The sequence below is a fragment of the Citrobacter sp. RHB20-C16 genome, from assembly GCF_013890155.1.
GTDB classification, from domain to species: domain Bacteria; phylum Pseudomonadota; class Gammaproteobacteria; order Enterobacterales; family Enterobacteriaceae; genus Citrobacter_A; species Citrobacter_A amalonaticus.
Map to the genome: position 1 here is coordinate 2,715,341 of NZ_CP057630.1, position 15,030 is coordinate 2,730,370.

Annotated in this window: 15 protein-coding genes; 5 read left to right on the forward strand and 10 right to left on the reverse strand. The window is 54.8% G+C overall.

Annotated features, from left to right (window positions below; genetic code table 11):
- Positions 1–362 precede the first annotated feature (362 nt).
- Positions 363–1,754, reverse strand: coding sequence for a NarK family nitrate/nitrite MFS transporter (locus tag HVX64_RS12995; protein ID WP_044257696.1), 1,392 nt, complete (start codon positions 1,752–1,754; stop codon positions 363–365).
- 352 nt (positions 1,755–2,106) lie between these two features.
- Here HVX64_RS12995 and narX point away from each other — a divergent pair, with 352 nt between their 5' ends.
- Together narX and narL are read left to right on the forward strand one after the other, a co-directional pair.
- Positions 2,107–3,903, forward strand: a complete 1,797-nt coding sequence (narX, locus tag HVX64_RS13000) for a nitrate/nitrite two-component system sensor histidine kinase NarX (RefSeq protein ID WP_044257695.1) — start codon at positions 2,107–2,109, stop codon at positions 3,901–3,903.
- Positions 3,896–4,546 carry a two-component system response regulator NarL gene (gene narL, locus HVX64_RS13005; RefSeq protein ID WP_042318615.1) on the forward strand — a complete coding sequence of 217 codons (651 nt, stop codon included), beginning with the start codon at positions 3,896–3,898 and terminating at the stop codon, positions 4,544–4,546. Before narX ends, narL begins: the two co-directional genes overlap by 8 nt.
- Here narL and HVX64_RS13010 read toward each other — a convergent pair whose 3' ends face one another.
- Positions 4,547–5,953, reverse strand: coding sequence for a YchO/YchP family invasin (locus HVX64_RS13010; RefSeq protein WP_044257694.1), 1,407 nt, complete (start codon positions 5,951–5,953; stop codon positions 4,547–4,549).
- 208 nt (positions 5,954–6,161) lie between these two features.
- Between HVX64_RS13010 and HVX64_RS13015 the strand changes: the two genes are divergently transcribed.
- Both HVX64_RS13015 and HVX64_RS13020 read left to right on the forward strand, forming a co-directional pair.
- The gene (locus tag HVX64_RS13015) at positions 6,162–6,515 is read left to right on the forward strand and encodes a DsrE/DsrF/TusD sulfur relay family protein (protein WP_043000489.1); all 354 of its coding nucleotides are present in this window, start codon (positions 6,162–6,164) and stop codon (positions 6,513–6,515) included.
- Positions 6,516–6,778: 263 nt separating this feature from the next.
- A complete protein-coding gene (locus HVX64_RS13020; protein ID WP_042318612.1) occupies positions 6,779–7,024 on the forward strand; it encodes a DUF1883 domain-containing protein in 246 nt (81 codons plus the stop codon).
- Between the two features lie 47 nt (positions 7,025–7,071).
- On the opposite strand, the gene HVX64_RS13025 is transcribed toward HVX64_RS13020, so the two are convergent.
- Positions 7,072–7,767, reverse strand: coding sequence for a gamma-glutamylcyclotransferase (locus HVX64_RS13025; protein WP_044257693.1), 696 nt, complete (start codon positions 7,765–7,767; stop codon positions 7,072–7,074).
- Between the two features lie 196 nt (positions 7,768–7,963).
- Positions 7,964–8,194, reverse strand: a complete 231-nt coding sequence (chaB, locus tag HVX64_RS13030) for a putative cation transport regulator ChaB (RefSeq protein ID WP_044257692.1) — start codon at positions 8,192–8,194, stop codon at positions 7,964–7,966.
- A gap of 273 nt (positions 8,195–8,467) precedes the next feature.
- Here chaB and chaA point away from each other — a divergent pair, with 273 nt between their 5' ends.
- A complete protein-coding gene (gene chaA / locus HVX64_RS13035; protein WP_043000486.1) occupies positions 8,468–9,568 on the forward strand; it encodes a sodium-potassium/proton antiporter ChaA in 1,101 nt (366 codons plus the stop codon).
- A gap of 53 nt (positions 9,569–9,621) precedes the next feature.
- Here the strand turns inward: chaA and kdsA are convergent, their stop codons facing one another.
- The 6 genes from kdsA to hemA are packed head-to-tail and all read right to left on the reverse strand — an operon-like array spanning position 9,622 to position 14,924.
- On the reverse strand, positions 9,622–10,476 hold the full coding sequence (gene kdsA, locus HVX64_RS13040; protein WP_043000485.1) for a 3-deoxy-8-phosphooctulonate synthase: 855 nt from the start codon (positions 10,474–10,476) through the stop codon (positions 9,622–9,624).
- A gap of 36 nt (positions 10,477–10,512) precedes the next feature.
- Positions 10,513–11,322 (reverse strand): invasion regulator SirB1, encoded by an 810-nt coding sequence (gene sirB1 / locus HVX64_RS13045; protein WP_043000484.1) that lies wholly within the window; start codon positions 11,320–11,322, stop codon positions 10,513–10,515.
- A gap of 3 nt (positions 11,323–11,325) precedes the next feature.
- Positions 11,326–11,718 (reverse strand): invasion regulator SirB2, encoded by a 393-nt coding sequence (sirB2, locus tag HVX64_RS13050; RefSeq protein WP_044257822.1) that lies wholly within the window; start codon positions 11,716–11,718, stop codon positions 11,326–11,328.
- Entirely contained in the window at positions 11,715–12,548 is an 834-nt protein-coding gene (gene prmC, locus HVX64_RS13055; RefSeq protein ID WP_044257690.1) for a peptide chain release factor N(5)-glutamine methyltransferase, read from the reverse strand. Before prmC ends, sirB2 begins: the two co-directional genes overlap by 4 nt.
- Positions 12,548–13,630, reverse strand: a complete 1,083-nt coding sequence (prfA, locus tag HVX64_RS13060) for a peptide chain release factor 1 (RefSeq protein WP_044257688.1) — start codon at positions 13,628–13,630, stop codon at positions 12,548–12,550. The genes prmC and prfA overlap by 1 nt, the downstream gene beginning before the upstream one ends.
- A 37-nt stretch (positions 13,631–13,667) precedes the next feature.
- Entirely contained in the window at positions 13,668–14,924 is a 1,257-nt protein-coding gene (gene hemA / locus HVX64_RS13065; RefSeq protein ID WP_043000480.1) for a glutamyl-tRNA reductase, read from the reverse strand.
- Between the last annotated feature and the right edge of the window lie 106 nt (positions 14,925–15,030).

Consider the following 15,030-nt stretch of genomic DNA (forward strand, 5'->3'; position numbering starts at 1 on the left):
CTGATAAATCGACATTGCTTGATTGAGAGCGAAGGTAACGCTCTGAAAGGTCGTGAGAATTGATAACGATCAAGGCATACAGGGATGAAAACGGAGGGTAATTTTTGAAATACCCCTTTCGGAGGATTGGGCATTTAACTATATCCATCTGTTTCTAAAGCTTATTTTTTCAATCGTATTTTCCGTAAATGTTAAATTCTTTACGAGTGGGTATTAAGGGGTATGCCCCTCTGGTTGACCTCTTTTCGCAACGAACTGACAGAGCGACGTGACAATAAAACCATCAGTATGTTGTAACTAATCAGAGGCAAAAAAAAAGCGCGGTCTAACGCCGCGCAATGGGGAATACATGACTGCTGTTTTTATTTTTTCGAATGTCGTCCGTATACCAACCAGGTGATAATCACACAGGCGATATAGAAGATCAGGAAGACTTTCATCGCGTCAACCGGTGAGCCGGTTAAGGCCAGCGAGGTACCAAACGCTTTCGGGATAAAGAAGCCGCCAATCGCGCCAATCGCAGAGATAAAGCCTAACGCTGCTGCCGTATCGGTCGCCGCTTCGCGCATCGCTTTCTCTTCAGAGCCGCCTTCAGCCTTCACGCGATCCATCGTCAGCTTACGGAAGATAACGGAGATCATCTGGAAGGTGGAGCCGCTACCCAGCCCGGCCGTCATAAACAAGGCAAGGAAGACCGCGAAGAAGGCGATGAAACTGCCGCCCGCGCCGTTGGTTGGTAAGGTCAGGAACAGCAGACCGCTGAAAATCGCCATCAGCACGAAGTTCACCAGCGTGACACGAGTCCCGCCTAATCGGTCAGAGATCGCCCCGCCCGCAGAACGCGCCAGCGCGCCAACCAGGGGACCAAAAAATGCATAATGCAGGATCTGAATCTCCGGAAACTGGGTCTTTGACAGCATCGCAAAACCGGCGGAAAACCCTATGAACGAGCCGAACGTCGCCAGATAAAGCAGGCTCATGATCCACAGATGACCGCGCTTGAGAACCGGCAATTGCTCCTTCAACGATGCTTTTGAGGTCGCCAGTTCGTTCATACCAAACCAGGCCGCCAGCGTGAAGAAGGCGAGGAACGGCACCCAGATCCATGCGGCATTCGCCAGATACAGTTGCGAACCATCCGGTTGATCAACGCCGTGGCTGCCAAAGACAGCGAAGATCGACAGCGAGACCACCAGCGGCGCAACAAGCTGCATCACGCTGACGCCCATATTTCCCAGACCGCCGTTCAACCCAAGCGCACCGCCCTGCTTCTGCTTTGGAAAGAAGAAGCTGATGTTCGCCATACTGGAGGCAAAGTTTGCGCCGGCAAAGCCGCACAGCAGTGAAATCACGATAAAGGTACTGAACGGTGTGGACGTATCCTGCACCGCGAACCCTAACCAGACGCACGGGATAATCAGGATCCCGGTACTGAACGCGGTCCAGCGACGACCGCCGAAGACCGGTACCATAAAGGAGTAAGGCACACGTAATAACGCGCCAGAGACCGACGGTAACGCCGTCAGCATAAACAACTGTTCAGTGGTAAACGTGAAACCGACTTTCGGCAGATTCACCGCAACAGCACTGAATAACATCCAGACGCAAAACGCCAGCAGCAGACAGGGGACAGAAATCCACAGGTTGCGACTGGCGATACGATGACCTCGCTGTGCCCAGAATGCCGGATCTTCCGGCCGCCATTCTGTGATTACAGCTCCAGATGCCCTTTCGGGGACGGATGAGTGACTCATAGACACCTCTGATACTCGATTCGATGCCTGAAACATTAGGGTTTACAGCGCGAGGTAAGTTGATATAAATCAAAGGAAAAGTTGTCGATATCTCAACAGAAAAATCATGATCACCCTAAGTGAGTAGGATAATTCACCAAAAAATACGTGGTTTTTCACAGTGCTGCCTGCCGCAGCTACCCCCTTCCTCAAATCCCCTCCGGATACGGCAATTAAGAGGTAACTCGCTTTAGGTATGGGTATACTCCAGGGGATGGTCGAGAATAACGCCACTGCCGATTCTGCCCGGCACTCTCGTCATTCATTGAGGTTTCCCCATTCGCTGTCCGGAGACCTGAAGGAAGAAGGTTTTATGCTAAAACGTTGTCTCTCTCCGCTCACGCTGGTTAACCAGGTGGCGCTTATTGTGATGCTCTCAACCGCGATCGGCGTGGCGGGTATGGCTGTCTCTGGCTGGCTGGTTCAGGGCGTCCAGGGTAGCGCGCACGCCATTAATAAAACCGGATCGCTGCGGATGCAAAGCTATCGACTGCTCGCCGCGGTACCACTGAGCGGTGACGACCAGAAATTGCTTGATGAGATGGAGCAGACCGCGTTCAGCCCGGAACTGACCCGCGCAGCAGAACGCGACGGTCAGCAGGAACAACTGCGCGCCCTCCAGGATTACTGGCATCGCGAACTCTCCCCCGGCCTGCGGCAAGCCAGTAGCAGAGACGCCGTCGCGGCCGACGTCAACCAGTTTGTCGCTGGCCTTGATCGGCTCGTCTCCGCGTTTGACCACACCACCGAAATGCGCATCGAACGCGTGGTGATGGTGCACCGGGTGATGGCGATTTTTATGGCGCTGCTGCTGGTCTTTACCATTATCTGGCTGCGGGCGCGACTGCTTCAGCCGTGGAAGCAATTGTTGTCGATGGCCCGCGCCGTCAGTCAGCGCGACTTTACCCAACGCGCGCAAATCGGCGGGCGTAATGAGATGGCGATGCTCGGCGACGCGCTTAATAACATGTCCGACGAACTGGCAGAAAGCTATTCAGTGCTCGAACAACGCGTCAGAGAAAAAACGGCCGGGCTGGAGCAGAAAAACCAGATCCTCTCTTTTCTCTGGCAGGCCAACCGCCGTCTGCATTCGCCGGTGCCGCTTTGCGAACGACTCTCCCCGGTGCTGAACGGTCTGCAAAACCTGACCCAAATGCATGACATCGAACTGCGGGTTTATGACCAGGAAGATGAAGAGAACCATCAGGAATTTACCTGCCAGTCCGATATCAGCTGTGATGATAAAGGGTGCCATCTCTGTCCCCGCGAGTCGCTGCCGCCAATTGAAGGGGGAATGACGCTGAAATGGCGCTTAACGGACACCCATACCCAGTACGGCATTTTGCTGGCGACCCTGCCGCAGGGGCATCACCTGAGTCACGATCAGCAGCAACTGGTGGATACCGTCGTGGAACAGCTCACCGCGACGCTGGCGTTGGATCGCAATCAGGAACGCCAGCAGCAGTTGATTGTCATGGAAGAGCGTGCAACCATTGCGCGCGAACTGCATGATTCTATTGCACAATCACTGTCCTGTATGAAGATGCAGGTCAGTTGCCTGCAAATGCAGGGAGAGACATTGCCGGACAGCAGCCGCGACCTGCTCGGCCAGATCCGCAACGAGCTGAATGCGTCATGGGCGCAACTGCGTGAACTGTTGACGACGTTTCGCTTACGGCTGACGGAACCCGGTCTGCGCCCCGCGCTGGAAGCCAGCTGCCAGGAATACAGCGTCCGTTTTGGTTTTACGGTGAAACTGGATTATCAGTTACCACCGCGCCTGGTGCCTTCGCATCAGGCGATTCACCTGCTGCAAATTGCCCGCGAAGCCTTAAGCAATGCGCTTAAGCATTCTCACGCTGATGATGTGGTGGTCACCGTGGCGCTGAAAGGCAAGCAGGTAAAATTGACTGTACAGGACAACGGCTGCGGCGTTCCTGAGAACGCCGAACGCAGTAACCACTATGGCATGATCATTATGCGCGACCGGGCACAGAGCCTGCGCGGAGATTGCCAGGTACGCCGTCGCGAGACGGGAGGCACTGAAGTCGCTGTCACGTTTATTCCCGAAAAATACTTCACAGAAGTTCAAGGAGATACCCATGAATAATCAGGAACCGGCAACTATCCTGCTCATCGACGATCATCCGATGTTGCGGACCGGCGTCAAACAGCTTGTCAGCATGGCGCCCGATATCACCGTGGTCGGTGAAGCCAGCAACGGCGAACAGGGTATCGAACTGGCCGAATCGCTTGACCCGGATCTGATCCTGCTCGACCTGAACATGCCAGGGATGAACGGGCTGGAAACCTTAGACAAATTACGTGAGAAAGCGCTGTCCGGACGGATCGTCGTCTTTAGCGTGTCGAATCATGAGGAAGATGTCGTGACGGCGCTCAAGCGCGGGGCTGATGGTTATCTGCTGAAGGATATGGAACCGGAAGATCTGCTTAAGTCGTTACAGCAGGCTGCCGCCGGAGAAATGGTCTTAAGCGAAGCGTTAACGCCGGTGCTGGCTGCCAGCCTGCGCGCCAACCGTGCCACCTCCGATCGCGATGTCACCCAACTCACCCCGCGTGAGCGTGACATTCTGAAGCTTATCGCCCAGGGTCTACCGAACAAAATGATTGCCCGCCGCCTGGATATCACCGAGAGCACGGTGAAAGTCCACGTGAAGCATATGCTGAAGAAGATGAAGCTTAAATCACGTGTTGAAGCGGCAGTGTGGGTGCATCAGGAACGTATCTTCTGATTACTCCTCCGGGAGCAACCTCCAGCGCGGATCGTCCCCTGGCATTGCCATAAAGGGTTCCGTCAGCGTGAGCGTGATCTCATTGGAAGAGACACGCTGCCCCTTCTCATCTTCCACCACTACCGACAACTGCCAGCGGTTATTCGCGCCTTCGCTGCTGTCCCAGGCCGGCATAATCACCGTCCAGCCCTCAACGCTTTCCGCGTTCGCCCCCGCCGTCAGGCTCAGCGCCTGCGCGTCCCCCTGCCAGGTGAGATGACGAACGCCATGCCGACTACGTACCTGCAATTTTATCGGCACCGTTTCGCCCGGATGCAGATCCCACGGTGGGGTTGCCAGAAATACGCTCAGGGTTTTGCGCTGACGATACTCCATCGTCGGCAGGTTGTTGCGCTGCGGATGATCGTAGCGGCTTCCGCGCAGCGACTGGCTCTCCGCCACCTCGCTGGCAGCCAGTTGTTTTTTCAGCGGTACGCCGAAGCGGTAGTTCAGGTTAAGCCCGAGGTTGTTCTGGCTGAGACCGCTCTCCCCCTGCTTGTGCTGGGCGGTGACCGTGACCAGCGGGACCGGGGTGTAATTCAGCCCCAGTTTCACCGCCACCGGATTGTGATAGCCCGTTCCGGAATCGAACAGATCGACGCTGTCACCAAAATATTGTTCCACGCTAACGCTGGTATTGAGATATTCGTAGAACGGCAGTCGCATTTGCGCCGTTACGTCGTAACCGCGCGCCATTCGTTGCTCCAGCGTCGGCGTATGGGCGCGCCATGAGGCAAACGGCTGGTAATAATTGGCCGACAGCCGCAGGTATTCCCCCCACGCTTCAGCGCCCAGCCCGCCGCGCTGGAGGTTTTCATCGAGCAGATTATCGTAGAAAGTGTTATAGCCGAGCAGCCAGCCGTCACGCACCCAGCGCTGGCCGATACCCACATTACTCACCAGCCCGTCATCCTGCTGAGTAAGACCCAGTTGACTCCAGGTGAGGTAGCGCGAGTTATCCTGCCAGGGGACAAACCAGCTTCCGCGACTACCGTTGAAATTGCCTTCGTTATCGACCTGCACGTTGACGCTGGCCTTCCCCCATGGCGACAGCCAGGATTCCAGTTGTTGATTCACCTGCTCACTCACCGCATCGCGCACCTGGCCAAAGGCAAATTGTTTTGCCTGCTCGCCGGTGTCCAGACCGTTGTCGATCATGCTCGCCTCGCCAAAGGCTTTTACCATCTCGGCGAAATGTTTTTCGCCTTCATGCGATTCGGGAGCCATGCCCAGATCGGGCAACCCGTCCTGGTTATTATCAAAGGGATTTTCGGCCTGTTGCATAAAGGAGGATTGTGCACTGGCGTGACCGCCTGCTAACAGCAAGAGTAACCAGAGAGGGAGGGAATGCGATACAAAACGACTCAAATTGACGATAGCTTCTTACGGAATTCAGTTAACTTAACCTTTAAAAGCTTACCTGACTCCTCGTCGTTTTGCAGGTTTTCTCACACTTTCAGGAATATCCTTACTCTTGCCAGGCTCTCCTTTTCCGCAGACTTTCGTTGGTATCACCCCGCTTGCGCGGTAACATAAGTGACTGACATTTCAAACTTCCCCGCTAACAGGAGTCAACATGCAAAAGATAGTGATCATTGCCAACGGTGCGGCATACGGTAGCGAATCGTTATTTAACAGCCTGCGACTGGCGATCGCGTTACGTGAACAGGCGAGCGACCTCGACCTTCGTCTGTTTCTGATGTCGGATGCCGTTACGGCGGGTTTGCGCGGTCAGAAGCCCACAGAAGGCTACAACATCCAGCAGATGCTGGAGATCCTTACTGCCCAGAACGTCCCGGTAAAACTGTGCAAGACCTGCACGGACGGGCGCGGGATCACGACACTGCCGCTGATCGACGGCGTGGAAGTCGGAACGCTGGTGGAACTGGCACAATGGACGCTGGCCGCCGACAAAGTGCTCACCTTTTAATCCCCCTTTTCAGGCAAGCTTGCTGAAACAGCCGGTTATTTCCGAATTTAATCTTATTGGGGCGTATCTTTACCAAAAGTAAGTGCGCCCGATCACGCTTTTCTCCGGGATTTTGTCACTATTGTTTAATCGTTATGCCATTTTTTGATCAAAATCAGCATCCGCAGCCTAACTCTTTGGTGTTATGCCTCATGGGTAAAATGTGAACAACATCACGCAGCACTTTCGAAAGGAAGTACGTTGTTTTCAATACGGGGTGAGAAATGGCATTAGTAAAGGCAAGTTTGAAGTTATTTGGTGGGGATACCGTGGTCGTACGCTGTTCGGAGCGTTGCCACATCCATCTGATGAGCGAAAAAAATCACGTTAAAGACACGCAGACCGACATATTAAGCGTGCAGAACCGTGATAACGCATGGTTGACCGTACCGTATACCGGCGTCTGGAATGTCCTGATCGACAGTCATAGCCAGTCGCTTGAACATTCCATCAGTTATATCGCCGCCTGATACGCAAATGGCCCGGTCGCGCTTACGCAGCCGGGCCGACATAAGCCTCACGCGAAACCCGGCCGCAAAACACCTTCAGGCAGGGACTCCCCTAACAAACCGCGCACGTTAGTCACCAGATCGTTAAGACACTCATCCTGCATCCCCAGTTTCTGCAACTCCTGTTCAAGCGAAAACAGGTACTGCGCGTTCGTGCCAAGCGGCCCACTGGCAGCAGCAATCAACGGGGCGATAATTTGCGCTCGGGTGTCCGACTCATACAGCGGATGGCGCGGATCCATAATAAATACCAGTGCATTGACCGTTCGTCCGTCGTCCAACGCCAGTTGACACCACGTCGGCAGGTAGCAGCCGGTGATCATTTCGCGCTTCCACAACAGCGTTAATTCCTGTTCAAGCGAGGCATCCGGAAGACGATAGGCCACACCGGTGGTGCGTCCGCCCTCTTTTAGTGCAAGCATTCGTCCCGGCTGACACGCGGTTCCGCGCCCTGCCGTGAGACGCAGGCAAAAGGCCCGATGCCATCCCACCAGCGTACCGGTACATGACTCCTCAAATTCTAACGCCGGGTTCCACATCAACGATCCATAACCGAAGATCCACACCGGTCCATCATCTGGTCGGCATGCCAGCGTCGCCGCAAGGGACGCTGCACGTTGCTCTGCTGACCATAAGAGTGATTCTTCAATAGCACCAAATGCCGTTTTACAATCGGCATTCATCAAGAAATCACGCGTTAACACCTTACACCTCCGCCACTGCATACTTCCCTGCGACAACTTTTTGACGCCTTCCGGGCATTTTAACTGCTCATTTTGAAACCAATATCACGACAATATGCAATTCATGGGCCGCTTGCAAGGCAGCAACGGGGGCGGGTAGCACGATTCGCCTACGCGTTCACGGGAGCTATAGCGTTAGACCTTATAATTGAAGTGGTTAGGATTTCTTATGCCACTTATCATCTTCACCTTTGGCATACTCTTTTTTCACTGCTGACCACGCCACCTTATGTGCGGTCTCTTCCCGACTGGCATCATCGCGGCGATCGGCTTTGTCCTTGTACTGCTCCCAGGCGCTATTGAACGCCTCTTTGTAGATCTCCTGGGCATGGGCGGGTAAGACGTGTTGTACGCTGTCTGGCAGATCTTTTTTTGCTTGATAGGGCATCATTGACTCCACTTTTTGGCTAAACCTTAAGTGTGGTCAACCCTGAGCGCCTCTGCCACTACAATAAGGTTTATTCATTCTGTAGCCTGCATAAGTTTCTGTTATTTAAACACTCTATAAACAAGAGTTTCTCTTTCTGTCGTTTTAAAGGTGAAAGGCCGAAATGCCGTAAAATTTCGTAAAATATCACCGTAAAGCCTGCGTTTTCTGTTATTTTTTACACGCTTTATTACATTTATAACTAAAATCGACCTGCAGAGATGGAGAGCATTCATGACACATGCACATGAGGCGGTGAAAACCCGCCATAAGGAGACATCGCTTATTTTCCCGGTTGTGGCGCTGGTAGTGCTGTTCCTGTGGGGGGGCAGCCATTCACTACCAGCGGTAATCGGCATTAACCTTCTTGCCCTGATTGGTATTTTAAGCAGCGCCTTTAGCGTTGTTCGTCACGCCGACGTACTGGCTCATCGCCTCGGCGAACCCTACGGCTCACTCATTCTGAGCCTGTCCGTGGTCATTCTTGAAGTCAGCCTGATCTCAGCGCTGATGGCGACCGGTGATGCGGCACCTACGCTGATGCGCGACACGCTCTATTCCATCATCATGATTGTCACTGGTGGTCTGGTGGGCTTTTCGTTATTACTGGGCGGGCGTAAGTTCGCCACTCAGTATATGAATCTGTTCGGTATCAAACAGTATCTGATTGCCTTGTTTCCGCTGGCAATTATCGTGCTGGTGTTTCCGATGGCGCTGCCCGGTGCGAATTTCACCACCGGCCAGGCGCTGTTGGTGGCCTTAATTTCTGCCGCGATGTACGGCGTATTCCTGCTCATTCAGACCAAAACGCACCAGAGTCTGTTTGTTTATGAGCACGAAGATGACAGCGACGACGACGACCCGCATCACGGTAAGCCCTCTGCGCACAGTAATGTGTGGCATGCCGTCTGGCTGGTGATTCATCTGATTGCGGTCATTGCCGTCACCAAGATGAACGCAAACCCGCTGGAGACACTGCTGACCGAACTGAACGCCCCGGTCGCCTTTACCGGCTTCCTGGTCGCGCTGCTGATCCTCTCTCCGGAAGGGCTTGGGGCGCTGAAAGCAGTGCTGAATAACCAGGTGCAGCGCGCCATGAATCTGTTCTTCGGTTCAGTGCTGGCCACTATCTCCCTGACGGTACCGGTGGTAACGCTGATTGCGTGGGCGACGGGGAATGACCTGGTGTTCGGCTTAGACGCACCAGAAATGGTGGTGATGGTGGCGTCACTGGTGCTGTGCCATATCTCGTTCTCAACGGGGCGCACTAACGTACTGAACGGTGCGGCGCATCTGGCGCTGTTTGCCGCCTATCTGATGACGATCTTTGCCTGATCCCTCAGACGAAAAAAACCCCGCTGCGGCGGGGTTTTCTGTTTCTGCGTGACTTAGTTCTCAGTGTCGAGCTCGTCGAAGCTTTTCACCAGATCGTCAACCGCTTTCATCTGCACCAGGAACTGTTCCAGCTTCGCCAGCGGTAGCGCGGAGGGGCCGTCGCATTTCGCGTTGTCCGGATCCGGATGCGCTTCAATGAACAGACCGGCCAGACCGACCGCCATACCGGCACGCGCCAGCTCAGTCACCTGACCACGACGGCCACCAGACGCTGCGCCAAACGGGTCGCGGCACTGCAGCGCGTGGGTCACGTCGAAAATCACCGGGCTGTTGCCAGAAACTTTCTTCATCACGCTGAAGCCCAGCATATCGACAACGAGGTTGTCATAACCGAAGTTTGCCCCACGGTCGCACAGGATCACCTTGTCGTTACCGCCTTCATGGAATTTATCCACGATGTTGCCCATCTGACCCGGGCTCACGAACTGCGGTTTCTTCACGTTGATGACCGCGCCGGTTTTCGCCATCGCTTCCACCAGATCGGTCTGACGCGCGAGGAACGCCGGTAACTGAATCACATCTACAACGTCAGCGACAGGCTGCGCCTGGCTGGCTTCATGAACGTCGGTGATCACTTTTACGCCAAAGGTCTGCTTCAGTTCCTGGAAGATTTTCATCCCTTCTTCCAGGCCCGGTCCACGGTAGGAGTGGATAGAGGAACGGTTGGCTTTATCAAAAGAGGCCTTGAACACGTAAGGGATACCCAGTTTCTGGGTAACGGTCACGTAGTGCTCACAAATGCGCATCGCCAGATCGCGCGATTCCAGCACGTTCATCCCGCCAAACAGCACGAACGGCAGATCGTTTGCTACCTTGATGTCGCCAATGCTAACCACTTTTTGTTTCATAGGATCGCCTTAATGATGAGTAAGAATGTCGATAAATTAATGCAGGACAATTTGCTTATGCGAGATGTTATTAATCTGCGCACGAATCATTTCGCTGATCGGGTCTTCCGGACACTGCTCAACGAAATAGCTTAAATCGGTCAGCGCGACATGTTCACATTCCAGTTGCGCATAAATTAAGCCCCGGTCACGTATTTCATACGGATCTTCCGGGTTAAATTGCAGTAACGCTTCGCTCGCTCGCAGCGCCAGCTCCATCTGTTGTTCTTCCATTAAGGAAGATTTCAGCGTGTCCAGCAGCTTGCGAATCACTTCCGCGTTATCCGCTTCATCCAGGTCCTCGTTAAATAACTCAGCGACCGGACTGATATTCCCCTTCAGCCACACTTCCAGCGTATGCTCATTCAACGTTTCCCCGTTAAACGGGTTGATGAGCCACATCTCGCCTTCCAGCGACTCGATACGCAAAATAAGCTGCGTCGGGAATATCACCGGCACCAGCGGTAATGACAATCGGTTGGCAATCCACAGTAAAATTGCCCCCAGTGACACCGCACTGCCCTGGCGGTTCTTCAGTACCTGGTCAAGCCATAGCGCGTCGGACAAGCGGTAAACGCCGCGGGTGTCAGTAAAGCCCCACTCGCCGTAGAAAAGTGCCAGCAATTTTTCCAGTTGCTCATCCTGAGACAAAAGCTGGCTAATTTCTTCTTGCGCCAGGCTGACCAGACGTTCCAGCTCGTCATAGACAGTTTGCGAAGGGAAATCCAGGCGGATCGATTCCGATGCCAGGATCATCCCGTCGCACAATGGCGCTTTGTTAAATTCGAAATCAGCTAACGACCTCATGACTTACCCCAGTAACGGTATTTTTGTGGTGGCGAGTTTAATGATGATGTACAGCACCACCAGCGCCAGCGGGAACGCGATTAATCGCGCCTGCCGACTGCGCGCCCGACGGTAATCGAGCGCAATAAAACCCAAAACGATGTAAATGATAACTCCAAACAGCTTCTCAGTCAGCCATGTCCCCTGCTCCGTGAATGGCAGGATGTGCGTTTTAGCGATCAACCCCACACCAGTGAGCAACAAAACGGTGTCAACAATCGGCGGTACGACGCGCGTCCAGCGCGCGTGAGCCCGCGCAGAATGACATTCACGCCACCCATAACGCAGCACAAACAGACTAACGGAAAGCGCAATGCTAGCGAGGTGAACCCCTAACAGGAGCGTAACGCTGTTCATACGGGCTTGCATCCGAGCGTAAGACGCTCGTTGTCGCCATAATCGCGACAGGTTTCTACCGCCTGGTAGCCCGCGCGATTAAAGGCGACACGCACCACGGCGCCCTGCTGCCAGCCATGCTCGATCAACAGAAAACCGCCCGCTTCCAGCCGCGTGCGAGATTGCTCGATGATGTGCACAATGTCGGCCATTCCGCAGTCACCGGCGACCAGGGCGCTCAGCGGTTCGAAGCGGACATCGCCCTGCGCCAGATGCGGATCCTGCTCGTCAATGTACGGCGGATTGCTGACAATCATCGCAAACTGCTGCCCCGGCAAGGCGCTAAACCAGTCGCTTTGCAGAATATGGACATTGTTGATAGCCAGATGAGCCGCATTACGCTGCGCCAGCGCAACGGCATCCGGCATTCTGTCAACCGCCGTGACCTCGCAGTCAGGGCGCTCAGACGCCAGCGCCAGCGCAATCGCACCAGTGCCAGTACCCAGATCGAGAATGCGGCACGGGGTTGTTGGCAGTCGCGCCAGCGCCTGCTCCACCAGACATTCGGTATCCGGACGCGGGATCAACGTGGCCGGTGAAACAAACAGCGGCAACGACCAGAATTCCCGCACGCCAGTTAAATGTGCGATCGGTTCCCCCCGTTGACGGCGAGCCAGCAGCGTCGCCAGTTGCGCCTGCTGGGCGTCGGTCAACGTCGTTTCGCCAAACGCCAGTATCCAGGTGCGCCCTTTTCCGGTCACGAATTCGAGTAAGATCTCGGCATCGCGACGCGGGCTTTCACTCTCCTGTAGCTGGCTTATCGCCTCACGTAACCAGTGCTGAAAATCCATTATTCCTGCTCGGACAGCGCCGCCAGCTGATCGGCCTGGTATTCCTGCACGATCGGCTCAATCAGCATATCCAGTTTGCCTTCCATTGCTTCATCCAGACGGTAGAGCGTCAGGTTGATGCGGTGATCGGTCACACGCCCCTGCGGAAAGTTGTAGGTCCGGTTGCGGTCGCTGCGGTCGCCGCTGCCCAGCAGGTTACGACGCGTTGACGCTTCGGCCTGCTGACGCTTCGCCACTTCTGCCGCGCGAATACGCGCGCCGAGCACCGAGAGCGCTTTGGCTTTGTTCTTGTGCTGCGAACGTTCGTCCTGACACTCCACCACAATGCCGGTCGGCAGGTGAGTAATACGGATCGCGGAGTCGGTGGTGTTAACGTGCTGACCACCCGCCCCGGAGGAACGGAAGGTATCAATACGGAGATCGGCCGGGTTGATATCCGGCAGTTCGGCTTCCGGCAGCTCCGGCATCACCGCCACGGTACAGGCAGAGGTGTGGATTCGGCCCTGCGATTCCGTTGCCGGTACGCGCTGCACACGATGCCCGCCGGACTCAAACTTCAGTCGACCATAGACGCCGTCGCCGCTGATCTTGGCGATAATCTCTTTATAGCCGCCGTGCTCGCCTTCGCTGGCGCTCATGATCTCCACGCGCCAGCGGCGTGTTTCGGCATAGCGGCTGTACATGCGAAACAGATCACCGGCAAATAAGGCCGCTTCATCACCGCCAGTCCCGGCGCGGACTTCCAGAAACGCATTGCGTTCATCGTCCGGATCTTTCGGCAGTAACAATACCTGTAGCTGCTGTTCCAGTTGTTCACTCTTGTCTTTCGCTTCGCGCAGTTCTTCCTGCGCCATTTCACGCATTTCAGGATCGTCGAGCATCATTTGTGCTGTTTCGATATCGTCCTGAATCTGTTGCCAGTCCGTAAAACAGCGAGAAACATCGCTTAGCTGTGCATACTCGCGCGACAGTGCGCGAAAACGTTCCTGGTCTGCGATGGTTCCCGCATCACCCAGCAGCGCCTGAACTTCTTCATGGCGTTCATGCAGGGCTTCCAGTTTGGCAACGATAGAAGGCTTCATAGGCGTAAATGCACCTTGTAAAAAGAAGGGTGTGTTGCTACTCCAGCCCGAGGCTGTCGCGCAAGATATTCAGGCGTTCGTCATCCCCGTCACGGGCGGCCTGCTGAAGAGATTTGGTTGGTGCATGGATCAGGCGGTTGGTCAGTTTCCATGCCAGATCCTGCATAATGGCCTGCGCGTCACCGCCCTGTTCCAGAGCAGCAAGCGCTTTTGCAGTCAGTTCATCCCGTACATGCTCAGACTGACTCCGGTATTCACGAATGGTTTCACTGGCGCCCTGAGCACGCAGCCAGGCCATAAACTCGCTGGTTTCCTGCGCGACAATCGTTTCGGCTTCCACTGCCGCAGCTTTGCGCTGCGCCAGGTTGTGCGAAATGATGCTTTGCAGATCGTCAACGCTATAGAGATAAGCGTTCGCCAGTTTACCGACTTCCGGTTCGACATCGCGCGGAACGGCGATATCCACCAGCAGCATCGGCTGATTGCGGCGGCTTTTCAGCGCACGCTCCACCATCCCTTTACCAATGATAGGCAGCGGGCTGGCGGTTGAACTGATGATAATGTCAGCTTCCCGCAGACGTTCGTCGATGTCGCTGAGTGCGATCACTTCAGCACCCACTTCATCGGCCAGAACCTGCGCCCGCTCACGGGTGCGGTTGGCGATAATCATCTTCTGCACTTTGTGTTCGCGCAGATGGCGCGCCACCAGTTCGATGGTTTCGCCCGCGCCGACCAACAGCACAGTGACCGTGGAAAGTGATTCAAAGATTTGGCGCGCCAGCGTACAGGCGGCAAACGCAACGGACACGGCGCTGGCGCCGATATCGGTTTCGGTACGAACCCGTTTGGCAACGGAGAACGATTTCTGGAACATACGTTCCAGCGCGCTGGCGTTCAGGTGGCCTTTTTGTGAATCCGCAAACGCTTTTTTCACCTGGCCAAGAATCTGTGGTTCACCGAGTACCAGCGAATCCAGACCACTGGCGACACGCATCAGATGGCTGACTGCATCGTTATCCTGGTGCCAGTAGAGACTGCTGCGCAGATCGTCTTCATCAAGATTGTGGAAATCACATAACCAACGAATCAGCGCTTCCTGCAGGTTATCCTGCTCTTCCACGCTCAGATACAGCTCCGTGCGATTACACGTCGACAAGACCACGCCGCCCTGCACCATTGGCTGCGCAAGCAGGCTTTCCAGCGCCTGATCGAGCGTATCTGGCGAAAACGTTACGCGTTCTCGCAGCGATACAGGTGCCGTCTTATGGTTAATGCCGAGCGCTAAAAGGGTCATGTCTGCGGGAGTAGTACCAGCGTTGATATGGTTAGTCTGCTCGCATCATACAGGATGCGCGGAATCAATAAAAGAGAGTGCCCCCTTTTGGAGTAATCGCTTATTG

What these genes read in the sequence shown, in the direction of transcription:
- sirB2 (WP_044257822.1), bottom strand. Translation starts at nt 11,718, where the DNA reads ATGAACAGCGTTACGCTCCTGTTAGGGGTTCACCTCGCTAGCATTGCG.
- sirB1 (WP_043000484.1), bottom strand. Translation starts at nt 11,322, where the DNA reads ATGAGGTCGTTAGCTGATTTCGAATTTAACAAAGCGCCATTGTGCGAC.
- prmC (WP_044257690.1), bottom strand. Translation starts at nt 12,548, where the DNA reads ATGGATTTTCAGCACTGGTTACGTGAGGCGATAAGCCAGCTACAGGAG.
- HVX64_RS13015 (WP_043000489.1), top strand. Translation starts at nt 6,162, where the DNA reads ATGCAAAAGATAGTGATCATTGCCAACGGTGCGGCATACGGTAGCGAA.
- HVX64_RS12995 (WP_044257696.1), bottom strand. Translation starts at nt 1,754, where the DNA reads ATGAGTCACTCATCCGTCCCCGAAAGGGCATCTGGAGCTGTAATCACA.
- HVX64_RS13020 (WP_042318612.1), top strand. Translation starts at nt 6,779, where the DNA reads ATGGCATTAGTAAAGGCAAGTTTGAAGTTATTTGGTGGGGATACCGTG.
- narX (WP_044257695.1), top strand. Translation starts at nt 2,107, where the DNA reads ATGCTAAAACGTTGTCTCTCTCCGCTCACGCTGGTTAACCAGGTGGCG.
- chaA (WP_043000486.1), top strand. Translation starts at nt 8,468, where the DNA reads ATGACACATGCACATGAGGCGGTGAAAACCCGCCATAAGGAGACATCG.
- chaB (WP_044257692.1), bottom strand. Translation starts at nt 8,194, where the DNA reads ATGCCCTATCAAGCAAAAAAAGATCTGCCAGACAGCGTACAACACGTC.
- narL (WP_042318615.1), top strand. Translation starts at nt 3,896, where the DNA reads ATGAATAATCAGGAACCGGCAACTATCCTGCTCATCGACGATCATCCG.
- prfA (WP_044257688.1), bottom strand. Translation starts at nt 13,630, where the DNA reads ATGAAGCCTTCTATCGTTGCCAAACTGGAAGCCCTGCATGAACGCCAT.
- hemA (WP_043000480.1), bottom strand. Translation starts at nt 14,924, where the DNA reads ATGACCCTTTTAGCGCTCGGCATTAACCATAAGACGGCACCTGTATCG.
- kdsA (WP_043000485.1), bottom strand. Translation starts at nt 10,476, where the DNA reads ATGAAACAAAAAGTGGTTAGCATTGGCGACATCAAGGTAGCAAACGAT.